We start from the raw sequence: 21984 nt of genomic DNA on the forward strand, positions 1-21984 counted from the left end.
AATTTGCTTGGAAAAGCCTTATGAGCAATACAACTCAAGAAAATCCAACAGTCGAAAATTCTGCCACGGAAAAAGTGTCAAAACCATCAACACGTGCTAAACGTACTGCAAAAAGTACCACTGCATCTGCTACAGATACAACTACAGTAAAAAAACCACGTACTAAAACTTCAACGACCGCAAGTAAAAGTACTAAACAAACACCTTCTAAGACTACACAACCTTCTGCTTCACAGGATAAAACTATGAGCCAAAACACTGTTCGCCGCGTTGCAATTATTGGCGGTAACCGTATTCCATTTGCACGTTCAAACGGTGCTTATTTCACTGCATCTAACACAGATATGTTCACCGCTGCATTGAATGGTTTGGTTGAACGTTTTAATCTTCAAGGTCAACGCTTGGGTGAAGTTGTTGCGGGTGCGGTGTTAAAACACAGCCGTGACTTCAACATGACTCGTGAATGTGTATTAAACACTGCACTTGCACCAGAAACTCCAGCTTATGATATCCAACAAGCATGTGGTACAGGCTTACAAGCTGCTTTCTTAGTCGCAAATAAAATTGCACTTGGTCAAATTGAAGTGGGTGTTGCAGGTGGTGTCGATACAACTTCTGATGCACCAATCGCTTTTGGTGATGGTTTACGTAAAGCATTGCTTGAACTGAATATTGCAAAAACAGGTAAAGACCGTCTTAAAGCACTGACTAAAATCAATGTTAAAGATTTAATGGATGCACCTAAAAACGGCGAGCCGCGTACTGGTCTATCAATGGGTGATCATCAAGCGATTACGACACTTGAATGGGGTATTTCTCGTGAAGCGCAAGATGAACTTGCTGCATCTTCACATCAAAAAATGGCGGCTGCATACGAAGAAGGTTTCTTCGATGACTTAATTACCCCATTCTTAGGTTTAGAACGTGACAATAACTTACGTCCGGATTCTTCAGTAGAAAAATTAGCGAAGTTAAAACCTGCATTTGGTAAAGGCGATGCGCGTACGATGACTGCGGGTAACTCGACACCTCTTACAGATGGTGCATCATGTGTGCTACTTGCTTCTGAAGAATGGGCTAAAGCAAATGGTCACGAAGTTTTAGCATATTTAAGTTTCCAAGAAACTGCTGCTGTTGACTTTGTAGAGAAAAAAGAAGGTCTGTTGATGGCACCGGCTTATGCAGTTCCACGTATGCTTGAACGCGCAGGTCTTAAACTGCAAGACTTCGACTACTATGAAATTCATGAAGCATTTGCTTCTCAAGTATTGTCTACGCTTAAAGCATGGGAAGATCCGAAATTCTGTAAAGAACGTTTAGGTCTAGATGCACCACTAGGTTCAATTGACCGTGCTAAATTAAACGTTAAAGGTTCTTCACTTGCTGCGGGTCACCCATTTGCTGCAACAGGTGGTCGTATTATTGCGACTGCTGCAAAATTGCTGAACCAAAAAGGTTCAGGTCGTGTTCTTGTTTCGATCTGTGCTGCAGGTGGTCAAGGTGTGACAGCAATTATTGAAAAATAATTAATTTGCACTATAAAAAAACCGCTCATATGAGTAATGCCAGTCAGTTAAGCAAAAAAAGTTAAAATACTGTAAAAAGAGCGTATGTAAATACGCTCTTTTTTTATGAATTTATCTCAGAATTTAGATTTAACATTAAAACAAACCCTACCTTCACTTTCACAATTCAGTGAATTGATTGATTTAAACTGGATTGAAGATTGCTTAAACCAAACAGGTAAAGCATCAATTCGAAAAAGAAAACTGCCTGCTGAACATGTTGTTTGGCTGGTAATCGGACTTGCTCTATTTCGAAATCAACCGATTTGGTATGTGGTTCAACAATTGCAACTTGTTTTCGGTACGGCAGAATACTGTGTACCGAGTGCATCCGTACAAGCAAGACAGCGCTTAGGCTTAGAGCCCATGAGTGCTTTATTTTCGACATTAAGTCAGGCATGGTTTAAAGACTCACAACAACAATATAGCAACTTTCACGGTCTATGCGTTTGTGCTGTAGATGGTGTGGTTTGGTCTATGCCTCATACAGAAGAAAACTTTAAGCACTTTGGTTCATCCAAAGGCAAAACAGCAGCTGCCCCTTACCCACAAGTCAGAGCGACTTGCCTGGTGAATACCAATACACATGAAATGATTGATGCCCAAATTGGCAGTATGGATCAAGGTGAATTAACCTTAGCCAGTCAATTAAAAGCACCAGTTCGCAGTATTACCCTATTTGATCGTGCTTACTTCTCTGCTGATTTTTTAGTGAGTTGGCAATCTCAGGCAGAAGAGAGTCATTGGTTGATGCGAGCAAAGGACAACCTGCGTTATGAAGTGATTCATCATAATGCGGCCCATGACTTTCAGATCAAAATGCCTGTTTCAGCAAGAGCAAAAAAGATAAATCCGTCATTGGGTGACTATTGGGAAGCACGTTTAATTGAAGTTGAATATGCAGGAAAAATAAGACGTTACATTACATCATTAACAGATTCTGAAGTTTATCCATTCAAAGACCTTGCAATGCTTTATATCCAGCGTTGGGAAATAGAAATGTGTTATCGGGAAATTAAAAGTGATTTACAGGATGCAAGAATTTTAAGAAGCAAACAACCTGATTTGGTCTATCAAGAATTGTGGGGGGTATTTATTGCTTATAATATCTTAAGAAGACAGATGAGGTTTATCGCTGAACATGCAAAGGTGAGTCCTTTAAGGATCAGTTTCCATATTGCATCTATGAGTATTATCAATATCTTAAGGCACACACCTTTAGAATCAGCAGGAAATCTACCCAAACATTTAGCACAATTATTTGAACAATCTAAAATATTTGTATTACCTGAAAAAAGGCAAAGGCAATGTCCGCGAGTAGTGAAAATTAAAGCACAAAAATATCCAAGAAAATGCCAGTCAATTTCTTAACTGACTGGCATTAGCTCATATGAGCGGTTTTTTTATACTTATGATATTAGAAGCGGTAACCCACACCTAAATAAGTAATTAACGGATCAATATCCACTTTTGTAGATGAATGAATCATCTGTTGCCCAGTCGTTTCATTCAAAACTTTAATCGTAGCCTGATTATTAAGTTTTGCATACGAAACGGATGCAACGCCATACCAACTTGGAGTAATGTCATAGGTAAAACCAGCGGTTACGATTGGCGCAATGGCAGTATCGGTATCAACATCGACTTTCATACGACAACTAACCCCACCACATTCACTTGGTGTATATGAACCATTTTCAGACCTATCTCTAGGAATCTGTAAGGCAGCTGCTGCATTATCTCCGATGATATTCTGAATCATGTGCCCAGCAGCCACTAAATCTGCCTCAATACCCTTATCCAGTTTAATTTCATTAAAGTAAGCATACATAACACCTACACCAAGATATGGTCGGAATTTATTGATTCCAGACTTACCAAATTGGTATTGCACTTACAATGCAGGCGTCCAAGCTCGTGCAGTAGATGCCGTTTTACGCGCCCCTAAATTGGTAATCGGAATATCTTGTAGTAATTCTATACCGTCTGGGAATATAGATTGCAAAAGCTCAGAAGGTGTTGCTGTACCATACATATTTGCAACAATTTCTCCTTTCCCTTTAATATCCACTTTGGGCGGAATCCCACCTATCATTTGTAGTGATACATTATCATTAATATAGTAATTGAAAGTTAAGCCCAGAGTGTCTACATCTTTCGCTTCAAGGCCTGTACCTTGATTCACCCATTGATCAATACCATTTAGTTGAGCATACCCAGCTGATTCAGCACTCAACGCTGATTCTGGATCATCATTATCTACCAGTAAGCCTAGCATTTGAGCGAATGTTAATCCGCCTGGAACTGCAGGAATAAATGTCATTTCCATAAGCTGGGCTACAGTCAACCCTTCACCTGGAACTTCAGCATTCAAATCCACTGCATCCATGAAACTAGCTTGAGAAATTTCACCTACTGCGTATTGTTGATCTCTGTCAACCAATGTGTTGATAGAAAAAGGATTTGCCTTACCTTGAGGCATCACATGTAACCACCCCGCTGAAACAGAGAACCGTTTAAAGTTATCAGCATGAGTTGTCGTTACAGCACCCATTAAAAGTGTTGAGATTCCTAAGCTATATCCAAGGTATTTTTTTATTCTCATCATTTCATATCCATTGCTTTTTTTGATGAGCTAAAAAATACACCCTTAAACTATTAAAAATAACTAAATAATGACAAATGGATTTCAATTAAAACTAAACAACGATTAATAAGATAAAATTCCTCTAGTCAAACCTTGCTATACTTAGCAAAGATAAAATTTTAGATGAATTTAGTAATATGAAATTCATCTAAACAAAAAATTACCTTTTGTAATCAATATCACACTTATATTTATTTAATTAAAATAGTAGTGCAATATTTTTAGAAAATCTAAACTTTAGATTGTATTGGTCGAATACCTAAATGCTCTTCAATCAAGTCATAACACCATTGGAAAATAAACGTATAGATAAAAATGCCCATCGTCAGTGCTAAATCTAGCATGATCGCATTCCAAATCGGAAGATTTAAGGCATAGGCAATCATTGGCGTAGTTGCAATCATGAGTCCACCTTCAAAACCAATCGCATGCAATATCCGTACACCAATCGTTCTTCTAAACTTGTATTTTTGCTCAGCTCTCTCAAAAAAATGATTAAAAATCATATTCCAAAACACAGATGTTACTGCCATCGCAATACCCAATGTACCTGTTAGTTCCATCGAAGCATCAAAAAGATGACTGAGTAACACAGCAATAATTACGAGCAGAATAATTTCATAACTTAAAGCATGAATAATTCTTCTCTTGGAAATTAACATTTCAAATACTTTTAAAAATTGGATGTGCTCATAATATTTTTATTTATTTGAATGATCGAGTTAGAATCTATCAATAAATTTGAAAGATAGCACAATGAATATTCATCAAGAACAGCTATTAGTTTTTAAAACTGTCATGGAAACCAAATCTTTTTCTGCAGCAGCCCGTGCCTTAGGTAAAGTACCTTCTGCTGTAAGTATGTCTATTGCCAATTTAGAAATTGATTTGAATCTACAATTATTTGATCGTCGTGGACGTGAACCTGTTGCTACAGATCAAGCTAAAGCGCTTTATGAAAAAACCCAACAACTTTTGGTTGAAATCAATCAGTGGTATCAATATGCCAATTCTTTAAGTACAGGTTTAGAGTCAGAGCTGAATATTGTCGTTGTTACGGAACTGATGCATACGCGTTGGACCGATTATATTGTCTTACTCGAACAAGAATTTCCTCAGCTTCAAGTCAATGTCTTTAGCGCGCCGCAAGAAGATGCTCACCAACTTCTATTTGATGGTCATGCCCAATTGGCGTTTATGTTTGAACGTGAACAACTTGAAGCACGTGAACAATTTGTGGAATTGAAAAAAGAAGTCCTTGTTAGCGTTGCAGCAAAACATCACCCACTTAGCCAATTGAAAACCGTCAGCTATGAAGAATTGGTCAAAAATCGACAAATCGTAGTTGCTAGCCGTAATCGCGACATTAAACCTGAATTACTATTTTCTAAAATCTATTGGCGTACGGATAATCATCATTCGGCATGCAGCATGATTAAACGTGGTTTAGGATGGGGTGTTTTACCATTAGAAATGCTGAGTGAGCAGCCTGAATTAAAGCGAAATTTAAAAGTTTTACAACTGTCTGACTTCACGCCAAAATTTGAATACTATGTCGATTTAGTCTGGAGTAAAGAAACGACTCTTGGTCAAGCTGCTCATTTTTTAATTGATCATGCACGAAATAAGCGAAAAAACACTGAATAACGTGGCAATTCAGCCATGACATACTTCTGCTCTGCCCGCTTTATGTTATAAAAGAATGTATAAGTAATAACCTAAGAACTAGAGACAAATGACTGCGAATGCTTTAACCCAACTTAAAAAATTAACGACCATTGTTGCTGACAGTAGTGATCTTGCTGCGATTGAAAAATTTCGTCCATTAGATGCAACGACCAATCCGTCACTGATTACAGCAGCAGCAAATCAAAAAGAAAATAAACAGTTAATTGAAGATGCTTTTCAACAAGCACAGCAAGAAGGTTATCAAGACGAACAACTGATTGAACGTACAATTGATATTCTGACTGTTAAGTTTGGGGTTGAAATTTTAAAGCTCATTGAAGGGCGCGTATCAACCGAAGTGGATGCTGCACTTTCTTATGACACTGCTGCAACCATTGCCAAAGCCAAAGAGCTGCTTGCGCTTTATGCGAAGTACGGAGTTTCATCTGATCGTATCTTGATTAAGATTGCTTCGACTTGGGAAGGGATTCAAGCTGCAAAAGCTTTAGAAGCTGAGGGCATCCATACTAATCTCACTCTTTTATTTGGCTTACACCAAGCAAAAGCGTGTGCAGATGCGAATGTGACGCTCATTTCACCTTTCGTTGGTCGTATTTTAGATTGGTATAAAAAAGCTGAAAATGTAGATGCCTACCCGATCGATCAAGACCCGGGCGTTTTATCAGTGAAGCAAATTTATTTCTTCTACAAACAACACAACATTAAAACTGAAGTGATGGGTGCAAGTTTCCGTAGTATTGATCAGGTATTGGGTCTGGCTGGTTGTGATTTATTGACCGTTGCACCGAATCTTTTGGCTGAACTTGAACAAGATCAGCGAGAAGTGGTTGCCCAGCTTTCAACTGATCACGCCCATGCACATACTGAACATCCTCATACCCCAATTTCAGAAGCTGCGTTTAAAGCTGAACTTGAACATGACCTTATGGCATCACAGCTTTTACAAGCAGGAATTGATGGCTTTATTAAAGCGCGTGAACAATTACACAGCCTATTAGCTGAATCTTTTGGCGTTATCCGTGAGATTAAGGCTTAAGTCCTACGCTCTAAAACAGCCGATGTTGCTATAATGCAGCATCGGCTTTTTTTATGAATGAGTGTTTTGTGTTTGGGATTACAGATTTAACGACTTTTATCATTGGTACAACGTTAATTGTGATGCTCCCAGGACCAAACTCTCTGTATGTAATGTCTATTGCTTCACGCTTTGGTATTCGTGCAGGTTATATTGGCGCTTTAGGTGTTTATACAGGCGACCTAATTCTTATTCTTTTGACCGCACTGGGCGCAGCATCTTTACTGCATAACTTTCCCATTTTATTTATTGCATTAAAAATTATTGGTGCAGTTTATCTGAGCTACTTGGGAACAAAATTACTCCTTGCGGCTTACCATACCATTCGACCACGATCACGCATCAATATCGAGCAAGCAGCCTCAAAGCCGCAAACATTAAAAGAGGTTCACCCTTATCGTACTGCACTCACGATTAGTGTGCTGAATCCAAAAGCGATCTTATTTTATTTATCGTTTTTTGTGCAGTTTGTAGATCCAAATTATGCTTACCCTGCACTGACCTTTACCTTACTGGCAATTATTCTGCAATGTATCAGTATGGCCTACCTGTCAATTCTCATTTTCTCAGGTACAAAGCTCGCATCATACTTCAATCAAAACTATAAACTTACTGCAAGTGGCGTTGCCTTAGTAGGACTCTTATTCTGTGGATTTGGTCTTAAACTCGCAACATCAACACTTTAAAACATCATAGAAGATGATCAATAGATCATCTTCTTTCAAGCGAAACTTTTAAACCGTTTATTGAGTACGCTGTTTAAGAAAATCTAAGGTTGCCGCAAAGGTTTGTTGGCTTGCTTCCTTACTCATCATAAATTGATACTCATGAAACAAGATTTCTTTAGAGTCGGGATAGAACAAAGTTGTGACTGGAATTTGATATTGTTCTAATGCTTTGACAAAAGGATAAGACTGACTTTTTGTTAAAAAATCTTTATTCCCGCCACTAATCAGCACAGGCGGATAGTGAGCACTTAAATGTTGGCTTGATGAAATACGGTTCAAAAATGCCACATCATCTTTTTTCCCACCTGTATAAGATTGTACAAGATTATTCACGCCCCATTCTAGAACACGCATTTCCTGTGGTGCAGTCGCAACAAAACTGGCCATATCATATATACCACAGTGCAAAATCAAACCTTTGAGTTGAGATGGCTCAATATGCGTTTTGAAATTTTCACGCGATGCATAGTCCGATGTCGTTAACAATGTAGCATAGTGACTTGCCATATTTGCTCCAGCCGAATCACCTGCAAGAAAAAGCTGATTTGCATCAATATTAAAGTCTTTGGCATGTTTTGAAATATAAGCCAATGCTTCATCAATCTGCCCTAACTGCGTTGGATAAATATGCTCAGGTGCAAACTGATATTGCACAGCAACAACGTTATATCCCTCATTGGCTAATAACTTAAAATAGCCACTACCATGTAGTTTAGAACCTGAAATCCATCCACCACCATGAATCCAAACAATCGTTGGCCGTGGTGCTAAAGCGGCGATATTTTCCGGCTGATATAAATCAAAAGTTAAACTTTTATGTTGATCATCGAGTTGCGTTTGGTAGGGAATGTCACGTGTCACCAGTACATTCTGCGGTGCGCGTTTTTCAATAAATTTCTGTTGAATATCTGTCGATACATTAAAAACACTGGCAATAATTTTGCTACTTTTGACATGACTTTGACAGGCAGTTAAATACGCAACTGCAAACAACATTAATAAAGTTTTCAGCCAGATTTTCATTGAGAAGTTACACATCAGAGTCAGAATAAATGCATTTTAATATTTTTCCCGCACACCTGCTGATGAAATTTTACCGATGACCATAATTCATCAAATCAGACCAATTTGCTCGAAATAATTTGCCAACAAGTCGACAATTTATAAATATTTTTTTGTAATTTTGAGCTTATTTATTAATTTTTATTTATTTTACAATTGCAGCTTTTTTAGCCCTGTGCTATCAATAAATCAAAGGGTAAATATTTATTTTGTTGGAGTTTCATCCATGTCAAATCAACATATTTTAGTCCCAGTGGACGGTTCAAAAATTTCTTTTTCAGCAGTGAAAAAAGCAGCTGAAATCGCAAAAGCATTTAATGGTCAGTTACTGATTATTAGCTTAATTGCAGAAAACCCTTTTGATGATGCTGATTTTTACTATCCGTCATCCATAATGAAAGAATACTTTATTGAAGCGCATAAAAATGCAGAAGCAGCTTTAGCAGAAGCAAAAACGATTGCTGAAAATGAGCAAATTACTGCTGAAACTCGCATTATTACTGGTTTAGTTAATGCAGAAACCATTACTAAAACGGCGCATGATCATCAATCTGATCTGATTGTGATTGGTTCACATGGTCGTAAAGGCTTCCAAAAAATGATTTTGGGAAGCTTTGCCCATGACGTACTTGCTCAAACTGAAATTCCAGTTCTTGTGGTCAAAAAATAAAGTATCTTTAGCTTTTCTCAATTAAAAGAGCATTGGCCCGCTACATCACAACTTAATCTATATACGTGAGGTGCAACATGAGTCAATATGAACATATTCTGGTCGCAGTTGATGAATCCCCTATCTCCTACGCAGCAGTTGAGCACGCGTTAGAGTTAGCCCGAGCTTTTAAAAGCAAAGTGACCTTACTCAGTGTGATCGCGATTGATCCGTTTATTGCCGTGGACTTTTATAAGGTTGCACCCGCAATTACTGAACATTTCATTAAAGCCGAAGAACAAGCGTTACTGCGCTTAAATGATCTGAAAAGTAGTTTCGAGCGTGATGGTATCGATGTCAGCGTAAAAGTGGTTCATGGCGTTTCACCATCGGAAGGCATTTTAAAAACGGTCGAAACAGATAGCGTCAGTTTAGTGATGATGGGATCACATGGACGCACTGGTTTACAGAAAATGGTTCTCGGTAGTGTGGCACAAAATGTACTGAATGCTTCTGTCGTCCCTGTATTTATTGTGAAGCAATAAAACTGGATATAAAAAAGCCTGTCATCGACAGGCTTTTTTATTAACGAATTTTTTGATTTAGATCATTTAAAAAGATTTCAGCATCAATCTGACTATCAAAGACTTTAATGTATTCAGCATTGGTTTGAATAGACGACGGTGTGTATTGAAGTTTCATTTCAAACAAACCGCTTGAAACATTTCGACTGACTTGAACTGAAATAATATGCTGAGAGTTTAGATAAAAACCATCTTCAATTTTGACTAACATTTTAATGACCTAATTGTTAACCATATTCGGTTTTATACATCGTCTATGATGTTAAAACACCTGTACAAGTCGTGATTTTACAAATTTACAACATCACGTGATTTGTATCACAAATTCTAACGCCAATTGGTTTTAAAATCAGCATTATTAAGTTTAACTGCACATTAAAAAACCGAATGCTTACACATTCGGTTTTAAGTTTAACGAGGTTTAAGTGTGAATTTAAGCACTCAGCATCGTATTTAATGTTTCAGAAACGTTCTTCGATTTCACCACAGGTTTCAAGGCTTCTAATTGCGCTTTAACTTGGCTACGTTGTGGTTCAGCCAATGTATACCAACGCGAAAGAACTTGAAGTAAACGAGAACCGACGATTGGATTTTTCTCATCCAGGTATTTCGCCAAGTCAATATAATGTTGAACACCAAAGCTCCAAGTATTAACTGGATTACTGTTTAAACCACCACTCACCGCACGAATACGGTTTGGCACTTTAAGATCGTAATCTGCATGAGCTGTTAATGCTTTAATGCTTTCTGCAGTTGCTTTTGGATGTGCAGCCTGAATCATAAACCACTGATCCATCGATAATGCTTCATTTTTAAAGCGATCATAGAATAAATCTAACGCTTTTTGAGCTTGTGGGGCGTCATTCCATACCAATACTTTAAGTGCACCTAAACGTTCAGACATATTGGCTGTCGTATTGAACTGTTGTTCAGCAAGTTCAAATGCCGACTCATCACCTTGACGTGCAATCATCATCAACATGATATTTTTCAATGCACGGGTACCCATTGCTTGAGAAAAATCAGATTCAGCGCTTGGATCAAGACTTAAATAAATCGCTTTTGCCTGTTCACCAAATGCACGTGCCAATGTATCTAAAAGCGCATTCCGTTTCTCTTGAATTTTCTGCGGTTCATAATTCTCATCAATACGACTGCCTAGATAGCCTTCCGATGGAACGTCAAATAAACGTGAAACCAAGAGTGGATCTTGTTTCAACAAACTTGGTACTGTGTTTAGCATTGCTTGAATATAAATATCTGCTGGATGATCATTCAATAAAATGCGGTCCAACAAGGTTTGCGTTGCCTGCCATTGGTTAAAACCATTGGTTTCATGTTGCAACAAGAACGCCAATTCTTCATCTGAATAATTAAATTCAAGATTCACAGGTGCAGAGAAATTACGTAATAACGATACAACAGGTTTCGCCTGAATACCTTTAAATTCGATCGTTGCAAGTTCTTGATCAAATAAATAAACGCCATCTTTTGCGTTGTTTTCAACAAGACTGCTCGAATCTAGTTGTAACTGCTCGCCTGTTGCAGCATCAAACAATGCGAGGGCTACTGGAATCGGCACTGCTTTAAGATTTGGATATTTTGGATGTGTTTTCAAGCTTTGCTTGAAAGTTAAAGAATAAGTTTGAGCCTCTGCATCATACTCACCTTTTGCTTCTAGTTTTGGTGTACCAGGTTGATTATACCAAGTTAAAAAGGCTGATAAATCTACACCTGAACCCGCAGTCAGTGCTGCAACCCAATCTTCAACTGTCACGGCTTGACCATCATGACGACGGAAGTATTCATCTGTACCAGCACGGAACTTTTCTTTACCAAGCAAAGTTGCCATCATACGGTTAATTTCCGCACCTTTTTCATAAACAGTCGCTGTGTAGAAGTTATTAATTTCCACAAAGTGATCTGGACGTGGTGGATGAGATAATGGACCAGAATCTTCAGGGAATTGATGCGCTTTAAGTACCGCAACATCATCAATACGTTGTACTGCTGCCGATTGTAAATCTTCCGAGAAAGATTGATCACGGAATACTGTCAAACCTTCTTTTAAGCATAATTGGAACCAATCACGACAAGTGATCCGGTTACCTGTCCAGTTATGGAAATATTCGTGAGCAATCACAGACTGTACACGCATAATGGCTGCATCAGTGGTGTATTCTTCATCCGCCAAGACACATGAAGTATTAAAAATATTTAAACCTTTATTTTCCATTGCGCCCATATTGAATGCGCTGGTCGCCACGATCATATAATTATCTAAGTCATAGGGACGACCGTAATGCTCTTCGTCCCAACGCATAGAATGCTTTAATGCTTCCATGGCAATATGACATTTCGGAATGTCTTTTTCTTCGGCATAAATTTCTAATGCAACATTACGGCCTTCTGAAGTCACATAAAAGTCTTTGAGTACTGCCAAATCACCAATTACACAAGCAAAAAGATAACTTGGTTTTTTGGTTGGATCTTGCCAGATCGCATAATGACGACCCTCACCTGCTTCACCTTTCTCAATCAAGTTACCATTGGCAAGTAAAACAGGGAATTTTTTATCTGCTTCAACACGTGTTGTAAATACAGATAAAACATCTGGACGGTCAGGATAGAACGTGATTTTACGGAAACCTTCAGGCTCATTTTGAGTAACGAACAAATCGCCTGCTGCTTGATATAAGCCTTCAAGTTGCGTATTGCTCTCAGGGTGAATCTTCACCACAGTTTCAATAGTGACTTGATCTGGTGCATTCGGAATAACTAACTGTTCAGCGTCGAGTGTGTATTCTGATTCAGTCAGTTGCTTACCATTTAATACGATAGCTTGAAGCTCTAAGTCACGACCCAATAGTACCAAATCGCCTTCAGTTTGACGTTGCATCACCAACTTGGTGCTGACATCGGTATGATCGTCAAATACTTGAATATTGAGGTCAATCGTATCTACAAGAAATGAAGGTTTTTGATAGTCTTTTAAATAAATGGTTTGATCTGCAACGACTGCAGGATTTGCCGCAATATTCATGTCATATCCTATTTAACTGTCTGTAACGACATTGTATTTTTAAAATCATACGCCAAGTTCATGGCACTGTCTGCGTGATTTGCAACTGATCTCTAATATGGGTCTTGATGGTGCAAGTTTCAAATAGATTTGTATATTGAAACAACATTTAAATCTGTATAAAAATGGATGTAGCACATAAATATAGATTAAATATTTTCTTACAAATAGTTAAATCATTATTTTTAAATAAAATTATTAAATTTAAATTGATTATTTTTTAATCTGTGCACGGTTCTTGCTTCTTTCTTTTTGAGCGTCAAACTAAATTGGTTAGACAACAACAATAACAGAGGTGAATCATGTATCTAAAAGACCATATTGTACGCATAGAAAATATTAAAATGATGCAAGCACTTGATCATGCCAATATCGACCATAAAGTTATTGCACTGTTTTTGAGTTGTGAAGGCATTCCTGTTCAGGCCCATGAGGTAAGTGCAATGTTAAACAGCTATGATGCACTTGGTAGCAAAAAGCTCCCTTCAAAAAAGGTACAAGCCATGATTGATGCCAAAGCCCTTGGCGAAACAGATGAATCCCTACCTTGTCCAGTTTAATTTTCCTTCATATAAAAAGGCTACTGATGTAGCCTTTTTGTTTTCCACCTAATCTTCGTCTTGCACATTTCAGTCAACATGAAGTTATTCGCGTAAACCGATTCAATTTTTTAAATCTGATGTGGTCGCTTCTCTGTGTATAATAGCCATTACATTATTGTGGGTTAAAGAATTGAATGGCTATTAATGTTCTGCGTAAACAGTTAGATGAAAGCACACTCTGTCCTTTGTGCCATGCATCAATGTACTGGGTGGAAGCAGAACAATTTGATCAAGAAATCAATTATCATCAATGTAGCCATTGCTCACATCAAATTCATCAAAATAATAAAAACAATTGCTACTGTGAAAAATGCCTAAATCAACGTAAAAAACAATTGAGAGATACCCGTGTTCAAGAAACACGTCAACGTCAAAAGAAACATGATATTCAACAGTTTGAACTCAACCAACTGAGCTTTATCAATAAATTATTTTTATTGGCAATTCTGGATGAGCAAGTCCATGAAAATATGCAACATGCTGAATATATCGACTGGGATACCATTAAATATCATCATATTAGCCCAAACTTTATGATGCAAAATGCTTTGATTAAACGCCTCGTTAAAGATCAAATCTTATTACACCGCGATGCCAATACAGATCAACAACAGTTTTATATTAATGTCCGATTAGATGGCTACGCCGAACCGAGTCTATTTAGTATCACTCAACAGTTACGGCATTGGTTTTACCAAAATTTAAGTATGGGCATTCCGTTTAAAGATGCCGAAGAAGTTAAATCCGCACTCTACTTTATGCTGTACCAAGAAGTAATTCAGTTTGCGCAGTTTTATTGTCGCCCATGGAATATTCAGATTGCAGGTAATGCAAGTTTTCAAGCCTTTTGCTATCGCCTGCTCGATGTACTCGCTGTCGGACAAATCTATTATTTGGTGCAAACGGCTTTAGAATATCTATATAAACAAAAAGCACTGCAACCACGCAATGAAAACTTTATTAACACCAACTTGTTAAAAAAGACCTTACAACAATATCGTGAACGTGCTGTCACGGAAAAGTGGGAAACGTCTACCTTACCTCGTCCTCCACAACTCATTCTAAGTAAAATGAGCGGAATCTTGTTTTATCGTTTTCTTTGCTATGATGAAAAAATCTTCTTCCAACCCGTATGGCGATCTTGGAAAAAAATTGAGTCAAGGTTAAATTTCTATTCCACAAAACGTTGTATGTATTGTGGCTCGAGCGAATTAACCGTTGAATACGATGCCAGCGACTATGTCACTCTGCAATGTAGAGTATGTAAACATCAGGACCACTATTTCACTCGTTAAGTACTTATGCTTAAACTTTTATTCTTATATAAACCCATTCATTATTTAATTTAATGAACATAGCGTCCCATAGTAAGATTCCATGTGGTTTCGATAATGGTTTTGAAATCCAATAAACAAACACACATCAGCCCCTTACCTTCAAAATAGTCAGGTACATGCTGCATAAAGAAGCGAATATGATCGTCTGAACGATTACGTAAACGGATCAATTGATCAGGTGTGACCTTAGGCATAACAGCACGACAAACATAAATCCCATCACTTCGTTCTTCCGCCTGCTGGTTACGCGATAGCATCAGTTCAATAATTTTGCGATGGACATCAGGCATTACGACATTATGACGTGGGAAGAAATATTGAGAACGCGAAGCAAACAATGTATAGACTTTCGGTTGCATCAAAGTGCTTACAAACCATAAAGGTGCTTTTGGATAACGTAGTCGATGTCGTATTGCAACACGAATCGCGGAACCCAACGTTAAATTTTTATGCCTATACTCGGCTAAAACACCCGCTCGAGAAGTCACCACATAAATTGGCTTGCCTTCCAACTGTAATTGTAAAATCGGGATAACGTTCTGCCCGATTAAACGTCCATTATGATGATATTGCACTACAGGCACAGAAACTGCATTAATATCATACATATAGTCATACAACTCCTCCACAGATGAATGTGGAAAAATCTGCCGATCAAATGACAAGATTTCCTGAAAAAAGTTATGCTTTTTTTGAGTAGACAATTTTGCAAAATCAACAATCGTCTCTGTTATTTTCATAGGATCAGCCTGACACTAATTATATAGAATGACATTGAGGCAACATGGTGTCTCGTTGGTATAACAGTTCTGATAAGATGAATAATTCAATGACATCAATATTTTTAATTTTTTTGAGTAATCTGCATCTAAGCAAGCTCAATTAAAACGATTTATTCAAAAATTTAACAACATTATTAAGTTAGGTTTATAAATAATGTCTAACATCTCACAATAATTATTCTTAAAAGAGATAATTACCCGTTATTTATACAACAATTCTGTAAAAAATGTAAATCTTTATATGATATAGAGCACATTATTCATTTGATGTTTTGTATTCATTTTGAAAAATAAGCAAATGCTATATCTACATGATCTGGTTTAAGAAATTTTCTTGATTAGAAAGTCATATAGATTATTAATTTCCACAGCAGAATTTACAACCCTTTTCACATAACTCACAACTGTAATTTTTAGATCTTGTACGATGTGTCTTTTAGAGTAATTTGATACCCCAACTAGTTCTAGGGTCATGATAAGGTCAATATAAAGTTACCAACTCTTCCACTAGAAAAAATTAAGGTAAAATATTCAGAGAAAGTTATTATTTTATGTTTACAGACAATTAGGTAATAAACTGCTAACCCAAGTGCACGAATATGTTATTACGATTTAGGATCGAATTTGGATGAATAAATTAATGATCTAACAATTTTCCTGAATTGATTTTTAACCGTAAAGCAGGCTTTGTTATTATATGAGCATTTTTCATGAAATACGATTTAAATCACACATCTACATGATGCTTATGTACCATTTCTACCTTTATTGAACTTCACATGAAAAGATCATGAAATAATCTAAAATAATACTTGAACTTTATATCAACATTTTCATAGAATAAAACTGCCTTACAAAAATAAATACAAGGAACAATTTATGACTAAAAAATATGCTAAATTTTTGCCTACGACCGATGATTTCTCTCTTGAAAATTTCCCATATTATTGGGTAACGCAAGTGCATGCCCAGTATGTACTTAATGTCGATCATGCGCTTAAAAAATATGGTGTAGATAACTCTCGTCGTCGCATTCTACTGGCACTTAAGTCTCGACCTCATGCGAGTGTTTCTGAACTTTCAGAAATGGTTGTTTCTAAAATGTCGACTACCACGAAAATCGTTTATCGTTTGAAAGATGAAGGTTTAGTAGACACTTATTCATGTGAAGATGATGCACGTATTACACGTGTGGTTCTGACTGAAAAAGGTCAAGAAATGACTTATAAAATCAATGATTTAACTAATATTGTATTAGAACAATCATTTGAGGGTCTTACTCCGCTGCAAATTGAAAAAACGATGGAAAGTTTGCGTCATATTTTCAAAAATTTAGCACGTTAAGATTAATGAGCTAAAGATCGAAAAAAGTCATTTGGGGGCTTATTTTTTCGATCTTTGGCTTAGGTACATATGAACATTCAAATTCTTCTACAGGGAAACCTTGTATAAATAATTGAATGTTTGGACTGTTCCAGCTGAGCCATTCATCCAAACGTTCATGTGGAATCACGATAACAGATCTTTTGATATCCCCTGGCTCATGAAATTCCCGCATCATAGAATGATCGATAGCATCCATAGTAATCATTGTTGCTGAACGTATAATTTCATCACCCACTCTCGCGATTTCATATAAAGCAGCAATATAAAATGCTTTCCCATCTTTACGCCGAACACCCCACCGCTGTGGTTTATTGTCAAAGTATTTAGATTCATAAAACTCGGTCACTGGGATGACACCAAATTTACTTTTCATAGTCGCTTCAGCAAATGTGGGCTTCTGCAATAAGGTTTCATTTCGAGCATTATAAGTTTTCGAGCCAATCGTTTTATCGTCAGCCCATTTAGGAATTAAGCCAAAGTTGACTGCACGCCATTCCAAACCTTTTTCGGACTTAAACAATAAGGGCATGTCATAATTTGGGTAAACCTCATCCGGATACTCAAAAGGTATCGGAGGTAAACCCAATGCTTCTACTTGTGCAGAAGTCAAAGGTTTGAAATTAGCACACATGTCAATTCACTTTTATTAATGACCACGAACACATACTGGTAAGTAACTCAACTCATTTTACCCCTCATTTGGTGTCGTCATCCAATGAGTGCGAGTAAATTCTTCGAAAATCCATCGCCCATTGAAACGCCCGAGTCCAGAATTTTTCTCCCCACCAAAAGGCGCGTTAGCATGATCTGCCACACTAATGCTATTTATATGGGTCATGCCTGCATCGATGTTATAAGCAAAAGCTCTTCCACGTTCAATATTCGATGTACAGACGGCACTTGATAGTCCAAATCGAGTGTTATTGGCTAAATCTAGCGCATGCTGTTCATCATTGGCTTTTAAGATCGGTAAGATTGGACCGAAACTTTCTTCTTGAGCAATCGGGAAATATGGGTCGACATGGGTGAAAATATGTGGTGCAACGACATTCCCCTCAATTCCACCCTCATATACCAACTCTGCACCTAAATCCTTGGCGTGTTGAATAATTTCTCGATGCTTGTTGACCTGCCCTTGATTAATGATAGGTCCAATAATCGTGTCAGGTAAATTAGGATCACCGACTGGAATGGTTTTAACACGTGCAAGTAATTTATCTAAATATGCATCATGAATAGATGCATCAACAATCACACGGTTGGTACTCATGCAAATTTGACCTTGATGCATAAAACGTCCCATGACAGTCAATTCAACCGCCAAATCCAAATCAGCATCATCTAAAATAACAAGTGGCGCATTGCCACCAAGTTCTAGCGCAAGGCGTTTAATATAAGAACTTGAAAGTGCTTTAGCACCAACCCCTTGCCCAACCTCCGTAGACCCTGTAAATGAAATCATTTTTGGGGTTGGATGCTCGGTAAAATAATCTCCAATTTCACTGCCCGAACCTGCAACAACATTTAATGCACCTGCAGGAATACCCGCCTCTTCAAACAGTTTCCCGAGTAATGTTCCGCCTGTCACTGGTGTATCACTGGCTGGCTTTAAAACTACTGTATTACCACAGGCAATGGCTGTCACAACTGAGCGCATCGATAGATGAAATGGAAAGTTCCAAGGGCTGATGACTGCAATCACACCGAGAGGTTTACGTACAACATAACTATTTCGACTCGGATCTTGACTTGGAATTTGCTCTGTCAGCACCTGATCTGGGAACGATAAACTTTCCTGAATAATGCCTAATGCTGCATCGACTTCAATATTGGCTTTCAAGCGTGTACTGCCCGATTCTTGTATTAACCAATCTATAATCTCATCACGTCTTGTTTGAATTACTTGAATCAAATTTTGAATCATGTTTTGACGTGTTTCAGCTGGTTGCAGCACTCCACTTTGAAATGCTTCAAGTGCAGCTCGGTAAGCACTATCTACATCATCAGTATTAGCGGCTTTTAATTCAAAAATAATATCCTGCGTATATGGATTAGTATTTTTAATGGTTTTTACTGAGTGCCCGGAGATCCATTCCCCTGCAATAAATTGCTGATCTAAATTGACGTAAACATACATAATCCGATCCTGTATATATTTTTAATTATGAATACTGTAGCAGATCAGGTTGGCTTAGAAAGCTCAGCCGATTAAAAGTTACGTATTTAAACGAATAGTGAACTCTTTATAAAATTATAGTTTGTCGTAGATCTAAATAAACTTCGAAATTTTATAAATCCAAATCCAATAAAAAAAGCCTCCGAAGAGGCTTTTTAAAGTTAAACAGGATTAGTCACCTGTATAACCTTTTAACTTTAAACGTGCAGCGTGTAGAAGTGGCTCTGTATAACCCGCAGGCTGTTCACCACCTTTGAAGATCAAATCAGACGCAGCTTGGAATGCGATATTATTGTCAAAGTCTGCAGCCATTGGCGTATATAATTGATCATTGGCATTTTGCTCATCCACAATTTTAGCCATGCGTTTCATGACATCTTCAACTTGCTCGCGCGTTACGATACCGTGACGTAACCAGTTTGCCACGTGCTGAGAAGAAATACGGAGTGTTGCACGGTCTTCCATTAAGCCAACGTTGTTAATGTCTGGTACTTTAGAACAACCTACACCAAGATCAACCCAACGTACTACATAACCCAAGATACCCTGACAGTTGTTTTCAAGCTCTTTCAGTTTCTCTTCTTCTGTCCAATTCGTGTCTTTTGCAAGCGGTGGCGTTAACAAATCATCAAGCGGTAACGCTTCTTCAGATAGCAACTCTTGTTGACGATTAGATACACTTGTTTGATGGTAATGAATCGCGTGAATCACAGCACCTGTTGGTGATGGAACCCATGCACAGCTCGCACCTGCTTGTGGATGCTCAGCTTTGGTATTGTACATATCAAGCAGCATATCTGGTTTTGGCCACATGCCTTTACCAATTTGCGCTTTACCACGTAAACCTGTTTGTAGACCCACCATCACGTTACGGTTTTCGTATGCAGGGAACCAAATTTGACCTTTGATTTCGCCTTTACGAACGAATGGACCTGCTTCCATAAAGGTATGGATTTCGTCACCCGTACGGTCCATGAAGCCTGTATTAATGAAGATGGTACGATCTTTAGCTTGAGCGATACAGTTTTTCAAGTTTACAGATGTTCGACGTTCTTCATCCATAATACCGATTTTTAACGTTTTCGCAGGTAGACCAAGCGCTTGCTCAGCACGTTCAAACAGTTCTACTGCAAATGCAACTTCTTCAGGACCATGCATTTTTGGTTTTACGATGTACATTGAACCTTTACGTGAGTTCTTGATCGTATTTTCACCGCGAATATCTGCAATGGTGAGCAATGGAGTTACTAACGCATCCATGATGCCTTCGTAGATTTCTTCGCCATCAACAAGAATCGCTGGATTCGTCATTAAATGACCAACGTTACGAAGAAGCATCAATGAACGACCGTGAACTTTAGTTTCACCACCTTCAACATTTTTGAAAGTACGGTCTGCATTCAATTTACGAGTCACGGTTTTACCGTTCTTTTCAATTGATTCTTCAAGCGTGCCACGCATCAAGCCTAACCAGTTACGGTAGCCTTCTACTTTCTCTTCAGCATCAACCGCAGCAACAGAATCTTCCAAGTCTTGAATGGTCGTTACAGCAGCTTCAAGAACAACGTCTTTTACGCCAGCTGCGTCTGTTTGACCAATTGCACTTGCTGCATCAATTTGAATGATTGCATGTAGACCATTGTTTTTAAGTACAACTTCAGTCGGTGCAGAAGCTTCGCCGTTATAACCTACAAATTTAGATGCATCTGCAACAGTTGTAGTCGAGCCATCTTTTAAAGTGACAACCAGCGCATTTCCTTCAACAGCATATTTGCTTGCATCCGCATGCGAGCCTGCAGCCAATGGGAAAGTTTCGTCTAGGAAGTTTTTCGCAAATGCGATAACTTTTTCACCACGTTTCGGGTTATAGCCTTTACCTTTTTCTGCACCATCTTCTTCTGAGATCACATCAAAGCCGTAAAGTGCATCGTATAAAGAACCCCAACGTGCGTTTGCCGCATTTAAGCAGTAACGTGCATTACGTACAGGTACAACCAGCTGTGGACCTGCGATCAATGCAATTTCTTCGTCTACATTTTCAGTGGTAATTTGGAAATCTTCTACTTCTGGTAATAAGTAGCCAATTTCAGTCAAGAAAGCTTTGTAAGCTTGTAATTCAAATGTGTTATTGCGGTGCCATTCATCAATTTTGGCTTGAATGTCATCACGCTTAGCCAAAAGTGCTTTATTTTTAGGGCTAAGATCAACAACGACTTGCTCAAAGTTTTTCCAGTATGTGTCACTGTCTAAACCAGAACCTGGTAATGCTTCATTTTCGATAAAATCGTAAAGTTCTTTAGCAATCGCTAACTTGCCTTTTTGAATTCGTGCAGTCATTGTCTTTCCTGATATTGCTACTTTTTATACAAGAGATTCTAGTATACTGATTAAAATCTAGCTGAATAGTACTATCACATTGCTAAATAATGATCATTTTTTATGAAGTGATTACCCTCAATCACCATTCAAACATCACATTTTTTTGCTCTGGATTTATTTATCTGCTAAATACCCTAATGACAGTGTATAAAGTTTTCTAAATGTAGAAATTAGACTTAAGTTCAGAATTTTGAACAATAAATACACATTCTTATCATATTTGTCATTATTGCAGTTCGAT

Annotated in this window: 18 protein-coding genes and 1 pseudogene; 10 read left to right on the forward strand and 9 right to left on the reverse strand. The window is 37.9% G+C overall.

What is annotated here, in order from left to right:
- Positions 1-20: 20 nt before the first annotated feature.
- Together A3K93_RS06895 and A3K93_RS06900 are read left to right on the forward strand one after the other, a co-directional pair.
- Positions 21-1526, forward strand: coding sequence for an acetyl-CoA C-acetyltransferase (locus tag A3K93_RS06895; RefSeq protein ID WP_067730141.1), 1506 nt, complete (start codon positions 21-23; stop codon positions 1524-1526).
- A 105-nt stretch (positions 1527-1631) separates the two neighbouring features.
- A complete protein-coding gene (locus tag A3K93_RS06900) occupies positions 1632-2936 on the forward strand; it encodes an IS4 family transposase (RefSeq protein ID WP_067728195.1) in 1305 nt (434 codons plus the stop codon).
- A gap of 46 nt (positions 2937-2982) precedes the next feature.
- Here A3K93_RS06900 and A3K93_RS06905 read toward each other — a convergent pair.
- Together A3K93_RS06905 and aceI are read right to left on the reverse strand one after the other, a co-directional pair.
- Positions 2983-4170 (reverse strand): annotated as a pseudogene (locus A3K93_RS06905) (OmpW/AlkL family protein).
- A 272-nt stretch (positions 4171-4442) separates the two neighbouring features.
- Positions 4443-4874, reverse strand: coding sequence for a chlorhexidine efflux PACE transporter AceI (gene aceI / locus A3K93_RS06910; RefSeq protein WP_067730146.1), 432 nt, complete (start codon positions 4872-4874; stop codon positions 4443-4445).
- 94 nt (positions 4875-4968) lie between these two features.
- Here aceI and A3K93_RS06915 point away from each other — a divergent pair, with 94 nt between their 5' ends.
- From A3K93_RS06915 to leuE, 3 genes are all read left to right on the forward strand, one after another.
- On the forward strand, positions 4969-5859 hold the full coding sequence (locus tag A3K93_RS06915; protein ID WP_067730147.1) for a LysR family transcriptional regulator: 891 nt from the start codon (positions 4969-4971) through the stop codon (positions 5857-5859).
- Between the two features lie 88 nt (positions 5860-5947).
- Positions 5948-6937: a transaldolase gene (gene tal, locus A3K93_RS06920; RefSeq protein ID WP_067730148.1), complete on the forward strand. Its 990-nt coding sequence runs from the start codon at positions 5948-5950 to the stop codon at positions 6935-6937.
- A gap of 68 nt (positions 6938-7005) precedes the next feature.
- Complete coding sequence (gene leuE, locus A3K93_RS06925) at positions 7006-7662, forward strand: leucine efflux protein LeuE (protein WP_067731692.1); 657 nt, start codon at positions 7006-7008, stop codon at positions 7660-7662.
- 57 nt (positions 7663-7719) lie between these two features.
- On the opposite strand, the gene A3K93_RS06930 is transcribed toward leuE, so the two are convergent.
- A complete protein-coding gene (locus A3K93_RS06930; RefSeq protein ID WP_067730149.1) occupies positions 7720-8727 on the reverse strand; it encodes an alpha/beta hydrolase in 1008 nt (335 codons plus the stop codon).
- 265 nt (positions 8728-8992) lie between these two features.
- Here A3K93_RS06930 and A3K93_RS06935 point away from each other — a divergent pair, with 265 nt between their 5' ends.
- Complete coding sequence (locus A3K93_RS06935) at positions 8993-9436, forward strand: universal stress protein (protein ID WP_067730151.1); 444 nt, start codon at positions 8993-8995, stop codon at positions 9434-9436.
- A 77-nt stretch (positions 9437-9513) separates the two neighbouring features.
- Positions 9514-9960, forward strand: coding sequence for a universal stress protein (locus tag A3K93_RS06940; protein ID WP_067730153.1), 447 nt, complete (start codon positions 9514-9516; stop codon positions 9958-9960).
- 40 nt (positions 9961-10000) lie between these two features.
- Here A3K93_RS06940 and A3K93_RS06945 read toward each other — a convergent pair whose 3' ends face one another.
- Positions 10001-10210: a hypothetical protein gene (locus tag A3K93_RS06945; RefSeq protein WP_067730155.1), complete on the reverse strand. Its 210-nt coding sequence runs from the start codon at positions 10208-10210 to the stop codon at positions 10001-10003.
- Positions 10211-10432: 222 nt separating this feature from the next.
- Entirely contained in the window at positions 10433-13042 is a 2610-nt protein-coding gene (pepN, locus tag A3K93_RS06950; RefSeq protein WP_067730165.1) for an aminopeptidase N, read from the reverse strand.
- Positions 13043-13383: 341 nt separating this feature from the next.
- Here pepN and A3K93_RS06955 point away from each other — a divergent pair, with 341 nt between their 5' ends.
- Together A3K93_RS06955 and A3K93_RS06960 are read left to right on the forward strand one after the other, a co-directional pair.
- Positions 13384-13641 (forward strand): hypothetical protein, encoded by a 258-nt coding sequence (locus A3K93_RS06955; RefSeq protein WP_067730172.1) that lies wholly within the window; start codon positions 13384-13386, stop codon positions 13639-13641.
- 176 nt (positions 13642-13817) lie between these two features.
- On the forward strand, positions 13818-14978 hold the full coding sequence (locus A3K93_RS06960) for a hypothetical protein (protein WP_067730174.1): 1161 nt from the start codon (positions 13818-13820) through the stop codon (positions 14976-14978).
- Positions 14979-15028: 50 nt separating this feature from the next.
- On the opposite strand, the gene A3K93_RS06965 is transcribed toward A3K93_RS06960, so the two are convergent.
- Positions 15029-15760, reverse strand: coding sequence for a hypothetical protein (locus tag A3K93_RS06965; RefSeq protein ID WP_067730175.1), 732 nt, complete (start codon positions 15758-15760; stop codon positions 15029-15031).
- 921 nt (positions 15761-16681) lie between these two features.
- Here A3K93_RS06965 and A3K93_RS06970 point away from each other — a divergent pair.
- Positions 16682-17146 (forward strand): MarR family winged helix-turn-helix transcriptional regulator, encoded by a 465-nt coding sequence (locus tag A3K93_RS06970; RefSeq protein ID WP_067730176.1) that lies wholly within the window; start codon positions 16682-16684, stop codon positions 17144-17146.
- Between the two features lie 10 nt (positions 17147-17156).
- Here A3K93_RS06970 and A3K93_RS06975 read toward each other — a convergent pair whose 3' ends face one another.
- The 3 genes from A3K93_RS06975 to A3K93_RS06985 all read right to left on the reverse strand — a co-directional run bounded on the left by A3K93_RS06975 (position 17157) and on the right by A3K93_RS06985 (position 21701).
- Positions 17157-17819, reverse strand: coding sequence for an SOS response-associated peptidase (locus tag A3K93_RS06975; protein ID WP_067730177.1), 663 nt, complete (start codon positions 17817-17819; stop codon positions 17157-17159).
- A gap of 57 nt (positions 17820-17876) precedes the next feature.
- Positions 17877-19325, reverse strand: a complete 1449-nt coding sequence (locus A3K93_RS06980; RefSeq protein WP_067730180.1) for an aldehyde dehydrogenase family protein — start codon at positions 19323-19325, stop codon at positions 17877-17879.
- Between the two features lie 210 nt (positions 19326-19535).
- The gene (locus A3K93_RS06985; protein ID WP_067730182.1) at positions 19536-21701 is read right to left on the reverse strand and encodes a malate synthase G; all 2166 of its coding nucleotides are present in this window, start codon (positions 21699-21701) and stop codon (positions 19536-19538) included.
- Positions 21702-21984: the final 283 nt, after the last annotated feature.

This window comes from Acinetobacter sp. NCu2D-2, from assembly GCF_001647675.1.
Classification (GTDB): Bacteria; Pseudomonadota; Gammaproteobacteria; order Pseudomonadales; family Moraxellaceae; genus Acinetobacter.

Coding starts and splice junctions, on each gene's coding strand:
- A3K93_RS06895 (WP_067730141.1), top strand. CDS start 21: ATGAGCAATACAACTCAAGAAAATCCAACAGTCGAAAATTCTGCCACG.
- A3K93_RS06900 (WP_067728195.1), top strand. CDS start 1,632: ATGAATTTATCTCAGAATTTAGATTTAACATTAAAACAAACCCTACCT.
- aceI (WP_067730146.1), bottom strand. CDS start 4,874: ATGTTAATTTCCAAGAGAAGAATTATTCATGCTTTAAGTTATGAAATT.
- A3K93_RS06915 (WP_067730147.1), top strand. CDS start 4,969: ATGAATATTCATCAAGAACAGCTATTAGTTTTTAAAACTGTCATGGAA.
- tal (WP_067730148.1), top strand. CDS start 5,948: ATGACTGCGAATGCTTTAACCCAACTTAAAAAATTAACGACCATTGTT.
- A3K93_RS06930 (WP_067730149.1), bottom strand. CDS start 8,727: ATGAAAATCTGGCTGAAAACTTTATTAATGTTGTTTGCAGTTGCGTAT.
- A3K93_RS06935 (WP_067730151.1), top strand. CDS start 8,993: ATGTCAAATCAACATATTTTAGTCCCAGTGGACGGTTCAAAAATTTCT.
- A3K93_RS06940 (WP_067730153.1), top strand. CDS start 9,514: ATGAGTCAATATGAACATATTCTGGTCGCAGTTGATGAATCCCCTATC.
- A3K93_RS06945 (WP_067730155.1), bottom strand. CDS start 10,210: ATGTTAGTCAAAATTGAAGATGGTTTTTATCTAAACTCTCAGCATATT.
- pepN (WP_067730165.1), bottom strand. CDS start 13,042: ATGAATATTGCGGCAAATCCTGCAGTCGTTGCAGATCAAACCATTTAT.
- A3K93_RS06955 (WP_067730172.1), top strand. CDS start 13,384: ATGTATCTAAAAGACCATATTGTACGCATAGAAAATATTAAAATGATG.
- A3K93_RS06960 (WP_067730174.1), top strand. CDS start 13,818: ATGGCTATTAATGTTCTGCGTAAACAGTTAGATGAAAGCACACTCTGT.
- A3K93_RS06965 (WP_067730175.1), bottom strand. CDS start 15,760: ATGAAAATAACAGAGACGATTGTTGATTTTGCAAAATTGTCTACTCAA.
- A3K93_RS06970 (WP_067730176.1), top strand. CDS start 16,682: ATGACTAAAAAATATGCTAAATTTTTGCCTACGACCGATGATTTCTCT.
- A3K93_RS06975 (WP_067730177.1), bottom strand. CDS start 17,819: ATGTGTGCTAATTTCAAACCTTTGACTTCTGCACAAGTAGAAGCATTG.
- A3K93_RS06980 (WP_067730180.1), bottom strand. CDS start 19,325: ATGTATGTTTACGTCAATTTAGATCAGCAATTTATTGCAGGGGAATGG.
- A3K93_RS06985 (WP_067730182.1), bottom strand. CDS start 21,701: ATGACTGCACGAATTCAAAAAGGCAAGTTAGCGATTGCTAAAGAACTT.